The organism is Acuticoccus yangtzensis (assembly GCF_001927245.1).
Taxonomy (GTDB): Bacteria; Pseudomonadota; Alphaproteobacteria; order Rhizobiales; family Amorphaceae; genus Acuticoccus; species Acuticoccus yangtzensis.
The window spans coordinates 462,106-469,686 of record NZ_MJUX01000003.1; the positions used below are offsets into that span (position 1 = coordinate 462,106).

Consider the following 7,581-nt stretch of genomic DNA (forward strand, 5'->3'; position numbering starts at 1 on the left):
CTACTCCGCTACCTACTCCGCCGCTTCCTTGCGCGCCGGGCGCCGCTCCAGAAGCTCGGCCAGGAACTGCCCCGTGTAGCTCTCCTTCACCTTCATCACCGCCTCGGGCTTGCCGGAGGCGACCACCGTGCCGCCGCCGTCGCCGCCCTCGGGGCCGATGTCGATGATCCAGTCCGCGGTCTTGATGACCTCCAGATTGTGCTCGATCACCACCACCGTGTTGCCCGCCTCCACCAGCGCCTGCAGCACCTCCAGCAGCTTGGCGACGTCGTGGAAGTGGAGGCCCGTGGTCGGCTCGTCGAGGATGTAGAGCGTGCGGCCGGTGGCGCGCTTCGACAGCTCTTTCGCCAGCTTGATGCGCTGCGCCTCGCCGCCCGACAGCGTGTTCGCCTGCTGGCCGATGCGGATATAGCCGAGACCCACCTGGTTCAGCGTCACCAGCTTGTCGCGCACCGCGGGCACGGCGGAGAAGAATTCGCACCCTTCCTCGACGGTCATGTCGAGGACGTCGGAGATCGACTTGCCCTTGAACTCGATCTCCAGCGTCTCGCGATTATAGCGCTTACCCTTGCACACGTCGCATTCGACATAGACGTCCGGCAGGAAGTGCATCTCGATCTTGATGACGCCGTCGCCCTGGCACGCCTCGCAGCGCCCGCCTTTGACGTTGAACGAGAAACGTCCCGGACCGTAGCCGCGCGCCTTGGCCTCAGGCAGACCGGCGAACCAGTCGCGGATCGGCGTGAAGGCGCCGGTATAGGTGGCCGGGTTGGAGCGCGGCGTGCGGCCGATCGGCGACTGGTCGATGTCGATGATCTTGTCGAGATGCTCCAGCCCCGTGATGTCCTCGTGCGGGGCGGGGACCTCGCGGCTCTTGTTGAGCTTGCGCGACACGGCGCGGAACAGCGTCTCGATCACCAGGGTCGACTTGCCGGAGCCCGACACGCCGGTGACGGCGGTGAACAGCCCCAGCGGAAACTCGGCCGAGACGCCTTGCAGGTTGTTGCCGGTGGCGTTGACGACCTTGAGGGACTTGCCCTTCTTCTTCGCGCGCCGCTTGTCCGGCACCGCGATCTCCAGTGCGCCCGACAGATAGCGGCCGGTCAGCGAGTTGGGGTTGGCGATCAGCTCGTCCGGCGTTCCCTCGGCGGTGATGGTGCCGCCGTGGACACCCGCGCCGGGGCCGATGTCGAGCACATAGTCCGCCGCCATGATCGCATCCTCGTCGTGCTCCACCACGATGACGGTGTTGCCGAGGTCGCGCAGGCGCTTCAACGTGTCGATCAGCCGGGCATTGTCGCGCTGGTGGAGGCCGATGGACGGCTCGTCCAGCACGTAGAGCACGCCCGTGAGGCCAGAGCCGATCTGCGAGGCGAGGCGGATACGCTGGCTCTCGCCGCCGGACAGCGTGCGGCTCCCGCGCGAGAGTTGAAGATAATCCAGCCCGACGTCGACCAGGAAGCGCAGCCGCTCCTGGATCTCCTTCAGGATGGCGCGGGCGATCTCGTTCTGCTGCGCCGTCAGCCTCTCCGGCAGCGCATTGAACCAGGGCGCGGCGTCGCGGATCGCGAGCGCCGACACCTCGCCGATGTGGCAGGCGCCGACCTTCACCGCCAGCGCTTCGGGCTTCAGACGGTAGCCGTTGCACGCGGGGCAGGGGGCGTCCGACTGGTAGCGCGCCAGCTCCTCGCGCACCCACTGCGAGTCGGTCTCGTTCCAGCGGCGCTCGATGTTGGTGATCACCCCCTCGAACGTCTTCGCCGTGGTGTAGGAGCGCAGCCCGTCGTCGTAGGTGAAGTCGATCTTCTCGCGCTTGGAGCCGTAGAGGATGACGTCGCGCACCTTCTCGGGCAGGTCGCGCCATGGCGTCATCATGTCGGTGCCGTAATGGGCGGTGATCGCCTGCAGGGTCTGCGTATAATAGGGGCTGGTGTTGCCGGTTCTGGCCCACGGCAGCACCGCGCCGCCGGCCAGGGTCAGCGCCGTGTCGGGCACCACGAGGTCGGCCTCGAAGGTCAGCGTGGTGCCGAGACCGTCACAGGTCGGGCAGGCGCCTGTGGGCGCGTTGAACGAGAAGAGGCGCGGCTCGATCTCGGCGATGGTGAAGCCCGACACGGGGCAGGCGAACTTCTCCGAAAAGACGATGCGCTTCGGCGCCTCGCCCTCCGTCTCGTCCGCGAACTCGGCGACGGCGATGCCGTCCGCCAGGCCGAGCGCGGTCTCAAGACTGTCGGCGAGGCGGCTGGCGAGGTCCGGCCGTGTGGAGATGCGGTCCACCACCACGTCGATGTCGTGCTTGAACTTCTTGTCGAGCGCCGGGGCGTCCTCGATCTCGTAGAAGGTGCCGTCGATCTTGACGCGCTGAAAACCCCTCTTTTGCAGCTCGGCCAGCTCCTTGCGGTACTCGCCCTTGCGGTCGCGCACGATGGGGGCGAGCAGGTAGAGCCGAGTCTTCTCCGGCAGCGCCAGGATGCGGTCGACCATCTGGCTGACCGTCTGCGCCTCGATCGGCAGGCCCGTCGCCGGCGAATAGGGCACGCCGATGCGCGCCCACAAGAGGCGCATATAGTCGTTGATCTCGGTGACGGTGCCGACGGTGGAGCGGGGGTTGCGGCTCGTCGTCTTCTGCTCGATCGAGATGGCGGGGGACAGACCGTCGATCTGGTCGACGTCCGGCTTCTGCATCATCTCAAGGAACTGCCGGGCATAGGCCGACAGGCTTTCCACATAGCGGCGCTGTCCCTCGGCATAGATCGTGTCGAAGGCGAGGGAGGATTTGCCGGACCCGGAAAGCCCGGTGAAGACGATCAGCGAGTCGCGCGGCAGGGCGACGTCGACGCCTTTGAGATTGTGCTCCCGTGCGCCCTTGACGACGAGTTTGCGGTCCGCTGCGGGGCGCGCGGGATTGGCCATCGAAAACTCCGGGGGTCGGTTTGGTCCAAAACTGGAACATTGGTATGCGGCGGTCAATGGCGGATATAGGCCGCGAAGCGTTGTTCCGCCAATCCACAGGCGCGTACCCGATCCGCGGGGCGCGCGGGCGCCGGTTGACCGGGGCGGCGGCGATGGCGCAAAGGGGCTGACCTTGCCCCCGACACGACCCGGCGCGGAGACCAGCGTGGACGTCCTCACCCTTCATATCGGCCACATGAAGACCGGGACGACGTCGATCCAGGCGACGTTCCGGGACAATGCCGCGATCCTGGCCGAGCACGGGCTCTATTATTATTCCAAGACGCGCACCAACCACCCCCTGGCGCGGCCCTTCTCCAAGCGCACCGCGGGACGGGCGGAAACCAAGTTCCTGAAGGAGTTCCGCGCCGAGGCGAAGGCGAGCCGTCTCTCCCAGGCGCTGGTCAGCTCCGAAACCTTCCAGCGGCTCGGCCCGGAGGAGATCGCCGCCTGCGTGAAGGCGTTCGGCGCCTCCGCCCGCCGGGTGCAGGTGCTCCTTTATGTGCGCGAGCCTGTGGCGCTGGCGGTCAGCGCGGCGCACCAGGGCGTGCGCTCCGGTCGGCCGCTCGCCGACATCATCGCCCAGCCGCGCGTCCTCAATCTGACCGAGATCATCACGCGATGGCGCGACGCTGTGGGGCCGGACAACCTCATCGTGCGCCCCTTCGACCGCACGGCGATGGCCGGCGGCGACGTGATCGACGACGTCCTGACCGTGCTCGGCTGCGCGCAGGCCGCGCCGCGCCTGACCCGCAACGCCGCCAACGAGGGACTGTCGGTCCTCGGCATCCACCTGCTCGAGCGGGCGATCGCGCGGATGCCGGACCGCAAAATGCCCTACGACCAGCAGCGCGCCTTCAACTTCATCAAGGGCCCGCGCTACGTGCTGCCGGAAGAGTCGCTCGCCAAGGTTCGCCGCCGCGCCGCGCCCCACGTCGCCTTCCTGAAGGACGAATACGGCATCACCTTCGAGGAGAGCCCGCAGCGCCCCAGCCCACCGCCCGCCCTGTCCGAAGCCGAGCTCGACTCGCTGGCCGAGGTGCTGCACGAAATCAACGCCTTTGCCTTCCGCCTCGACCGTTCCGCGATGGGCCGCGTGCTGAACACCCGCATGCCCTTCTCCAACCGCTACACCGAGGTGGAGCATCCGATGCGCGCCAAGCTCCACAAGCTCGGCCTGCTCGCCGAGCTGGAGGCCGCTGTCGCCGGGCCGGACGACGACGCCGAGGACTGATGTTCGAGCGGCTGACCCTCCACATCGGTCACAACAAGACCGGGACGACGTCGCTGCAGGAGACGCTGCGGCTGTCGGCGCCGCATCTGGCCGCACACGGGGTCTTCTATTGGGACGGCGCAGGCAACCACAAGGCGATCGCCCGCCACTTCGGCGGCGAGGACGGGGCGGAGGGTTTCGCCGCCTTCATGGCCGCCGCCCGCCGCTCCAACGCGCGCCACGCTCTGGTATCGGCCGAAACCTTGGTGCGGCTGGACGATGAAGCCGCCGCCCGCCTCGTCGCCGCGATGGGCGAGATCGCAGCCACGGTGGACGTGCTTCTTTACGTCCGCCACCCGGTCGGCTTCGCGTCCAGCGCGGCGCAGCAGGCGGTGCGGGCGGGCGTGTCGCTGCGCCGGCTGACGGCCAATCCGCCGCTGGTGCCCTTCGCCGAGCTGATCCCGCGATGGCGCCGCGCGGTGGGGGCTCGGCCCGGCACCGCGGGCGGCGCCTCGGACAACGTGATGGTGCGCCCGTTCGAGCGGGCGGCTCTCGCGGGCGGCGACGTCGTCACCGATGCGCTGACCGTGCTCGGTTTCGCCGACGCTGTCGCGGGGCTGACGCGGGTGGAGGCGAACACCGGCCTTTCCGCGCTCGCCGTCCACCTCATCGACGCCGCGTTGACGGATCGGGAGCGGCGCGCCGGTCTCTCCCAGGCCACCATGGGTGCCTATGGCGGCATCGGCGGTCCGGCCTACGTTCTGCCGGCCGAGGCGCTGGAGCGGGTTCGCACCCTCAGTGCGCCGCACCTCGCCTTCCTGGCGCAGCAGTGCGGCATCCACCTCACCGAGCCGGCCGCTGTGCCGACGCCGCCACCGGCCTTGTCGCCGGAGGAGCTCACCAGCCTCGGGCGGGTGCTGCTCAGCGCCGTGCAGAACCAGCACCGTGCGGCGACCGCGCGTCCGGCACCCGGCCTCGTCGCCAGAGCGCGACGTCTTGCAAAATCGTTGCGCGCGCGGGGATAATCGGCGGCTTGGCTGTGGACAGCGGCAGCGCGCCCTGTGCTCCATCGCCCCGTGCGTTAGTGTGCGCGCCCAAGACTGGAAGGGAACGGGCATGGCTGGAAGCCTGAACAAGGTGATGCTGATCGGCAATTTGGGTGCCGATCCGGAAATCCGTCGCACGCAGGACGGCCGCCCCATCGCCAACCTGCGCCTTGCGACCTCGCGCACCTGGCGCGACCGCAACACCGGCGAGCGCAAGGAGCGCACCGAGTGGCACCGCGTGGTGGTGTTCTCCGAGGGCCTGTGCGGCGTGGTCGAGCAGTACATGAAGAAGGGGATGAAGCTGTACGTCGAGGGAGAGCTGCAGACCCGCGAGTGGGAAGACCAGCAGGGCCAGAAGCGTTACAACACCGAAGTCGTGATCCAGAATTTCGGCGGCACCATCGAAATGCTCGACAGCCGCGGCGCTGGCGGCGGCGGCGGTGACTTCGGCGGTGGCGGTGGAGGCGGCGGCCGTGGCTACGGCGGCGGCTCCGGCGGTGACCGCTTCTCCGGCGACCGCGGCAGCTACGGCGGCGGCGGTGGTGGTGGCGGCAGCCGCCCGCCGGCGAACGAGCCGTTCGACGACGACATCCCGTTCTGATCCTGACCCGGCGGGCTCCACGTGATCGAGGTTCTGGACGCGCTCAGCGTCTCCGGCTCGCCGAAACGGGCCAATGAGGACGGCTACGGCACCACCGGCGACTATGCCTGGGTGATCGACGGCGCCACCGGCCTCGGCGACGAGGCGCTGCTTGACGCGCCCAGCGACGCCGCATGGCTCACCGCCGCGCTGCACGAGGCGCTGATGGACGGCGCCGCGGCTGCCGACGGCCCGCTCTCCCTGATGCGCCACGCGGCGGCGACGGCCGAGGCCCGCTTCGTCGCCGAACGCAGCCGCCCCCCGCGTGAGCGGTACGAGATCCCCACCGCCGCCCTGATGCTCGTGCGCTTCGGCGAGGTGGTGGAGGTCGCCGAAATGGGTGACTGCGGCCTGTTCGTCGAGACCGACGGCACGGTGACGCGGTTCGGCGGAATGGACCGGCAACGCCAGTGGGAGGCGGACAGCGCGCTGCGCCTGATGGCCGGCGGTAAGGGCCGCACGCCCGAGGTGACGGCCTATCTGCGCACCGTGCGCAACACGGCCAACACGCAGAACGGTTACGCCGTCTTCGCCCCGGACATCGGCTGCATGCGCTATGTGCGCCAGCATGTTCTCGGCGCCCGCGCAGGCCGCGCCCTTCTCGTCAGCGACGGGTTCGAGGCCGCCATCGACGATTATTCGCTCCACGACGGGGCGAGCCTCGTCGATGCCGCCGCGCGGGACGCGGTCGGCGTCCTCGCCGCGATCCGCGCCGTCGAGGCCGACGACCCGCACTGCATGCGCTACCCACGCTTCAAGCCCTCGGACGACGCCACCGCACTGGCCCTGAGCTTCACCCCCGACTGACCGCGGACGGGCACGCCCGAGGCCCCAGCACGCCCGCCGCCGTGGCAGACCGCACGCCGCGGCAGGCCCGACGCTCCGGCGCCCGCCGGCCTCGCCTGCCTGCCGACGAGATGCCGCCATTTCGCACCACCTTGTGGGGGGCATTTATCGGCGGCAGCGGTACCCCCCGCGAAATTCCGCGCTTGCGCCCCCGGCCACGCCATCACTGATTGACGGGGGCAGAGACGGCGGAGCGAGATAATGGGCAGGCGCCCTGCGACCTCCTACCGTCGGATGAAGGTGCCGCACGTCTTAAGCCCAGGAATGGCAACCGTGCCGCAAACTGTTTCACTTGCCCGTCGACGGCGGCGCGTTGCCCCGAACGGGTAGCGGTGAAGTTGCCCGCAGCACGATTCTTCGGCCGTTCCACCGTGCGGGCTGCGCCGGGCCAGGCGTCATGGTGCATAAAGAGACAACGCCGCGGAGCGGGCGCGCCGCGAGGACCTGCGGACTCTTGATGACCCCGCGCCATTTTCATGCCGCAGGCGCCAAGGCGGCGCTGAAGGTCATCCGTGCCGGTACAGGTTGCCGAGCGCCGAACTGTCTTACGGGCGGCATGGATCGAAGAAACGGGCGCGCGGTCTTCCGGCAGGGCGCCTCGTATTGAGCCCGGCCCGGCCAGGCGCCATCGTTGAATTGCTCGGGGCATGCGCCCTAGAGCACTTCGCGCTCAATCCGGGTCATACCCGGCGGCTCTGAAATAGGCGCGGGCCTCTTGGGGGGTGACGAGGTGGAGGACGTCGCCGATGCGATCCCAAAGGGCGGTGACAGTTCGCTCAGCGGCCTTCTTCAACAGGGCTTTGATCTTGGCGAAGGCCATCTCGATGGGATTGAAGACGGGGCTGTAGGGCGGGAGGAACAGAAGCGTCGCCCCGGCGCGTTCG

The 7,581-nt window shown here is 69.0% G+C and carries 6 protein-coding genes; 4 read left to right on the top strand and 2 right to left on the bottom strand.

Translation table 11 applies throughout. The features are described from left to right. Nucleotides 1-12: 12 nt before the first annotated feature. Nucleotides 13-2,913, bottom strand: a complete 2,901-nt coding sequence (gene uvrA / locus BIX52_RS11365; protein ID WP_075221163.1) for an excinuclease ABC subunit UvrA — start codon at nucleotides 2,911-2,913, stop codon at nucleotides 13-15. A gap of 205 nt (nucleotides 2,914-3,118) precedes the next feature. On the opposite strand from uvrA, the gene BIX52_RS11370 reads away from it, so the two are divergent. The 4 genes from BIX52_RS11370 to BIX52_RS11385 all read left to right on the top strand — a co-directional run bounded on the left by BIX52_RS11370 (nucleotide 3,119) and on the right by BIX52_RS11385 (nucleotide 6,658). Further along, on the top strand, nucleotides 3,119-4,186 hold the full coding sequence (locus BIX52_RS11370) for a hypothetical protein (protein ID WP_075221164.1): 1,068 nt from the start codon (nucleotides 3,119-3,121) through the stop codon (nucleotides 4,184-4,186). After that, a complete protein-coding gene (locus BIX52_RS11375; RefSeq protein ID WP_075221165.1) occupies nucleotides 4,186-5,190 on the top strand; it encodes a hypothetical protein in 1,005 nt (334 codons plus the stop codon). The genes BIX52_RS11370 and BIX52_RS11375 overlap by 1 nt, the downstream gene beginning before the upstream one ends. Before the next feature lie 91 nt (nucleotides 5,191-5,281). Next, on the top strand, nucleotides 5,282-5,812 hold the full coding sequence (ssb, locus tag BIX52_RS11380) for a single-stranded DNA-binding protein (RefSeq protein WP_075221166.1): 531 nt from the start codon (nucleotides 5,282-5,284) through the stop codon (nucleotides 5,810-5,812). 21 nt (nucleotides 5,813-5,833) lie between these two features. Continuing rightward, on the top strand, nucleotides 5,834-6,658 hold the full coding sequence (locus BIX52_RS11385; RefSeq protein WP_075221167.1) for a hypothetical protein: 825 nt from the start codon (nucleotides 5,834-5,836) through the stop codon (nucleotides 6,656-6,658). Between the two features lie 709 nt (nucleotides 6,659-7,367). Here the strand turns inward: BIX52_RS11385 and BIX52_RS23655 are convergent. Continuing rightward, a partial coding sequence (locus BIX52_RS23655) for a transposase (RefSeq protein WP_342743827.1) occupies nucleotides 7,368-7,581 on the bottom strand: 214 nt, incomplete at its 5' end.

Bases quoted from the DNA above. Each gene is read 5' to 3' on its own strand.
- uvrA (WP_075221163.1), bottom strand. From the start codon at position 2,913: ATGGCCAATCCCGCGCGCCCCGCAGCGGACCGCAAACTCGTCGTCAAG.
- BIX52_RS11375 (WP_075221165.1), top strand. From the start codon at position 4,186: ATGTTCGAGCGGCTGACCCTCCACATCGGTCACAACAAGACCGGGACG.
- ssb (WP_075221166.1), top strand. From the start codon at position 5,282: ATGGCTGGAAGCCTGAACAAGGTGATGCTGATCGGCAATTTGGGTGCC.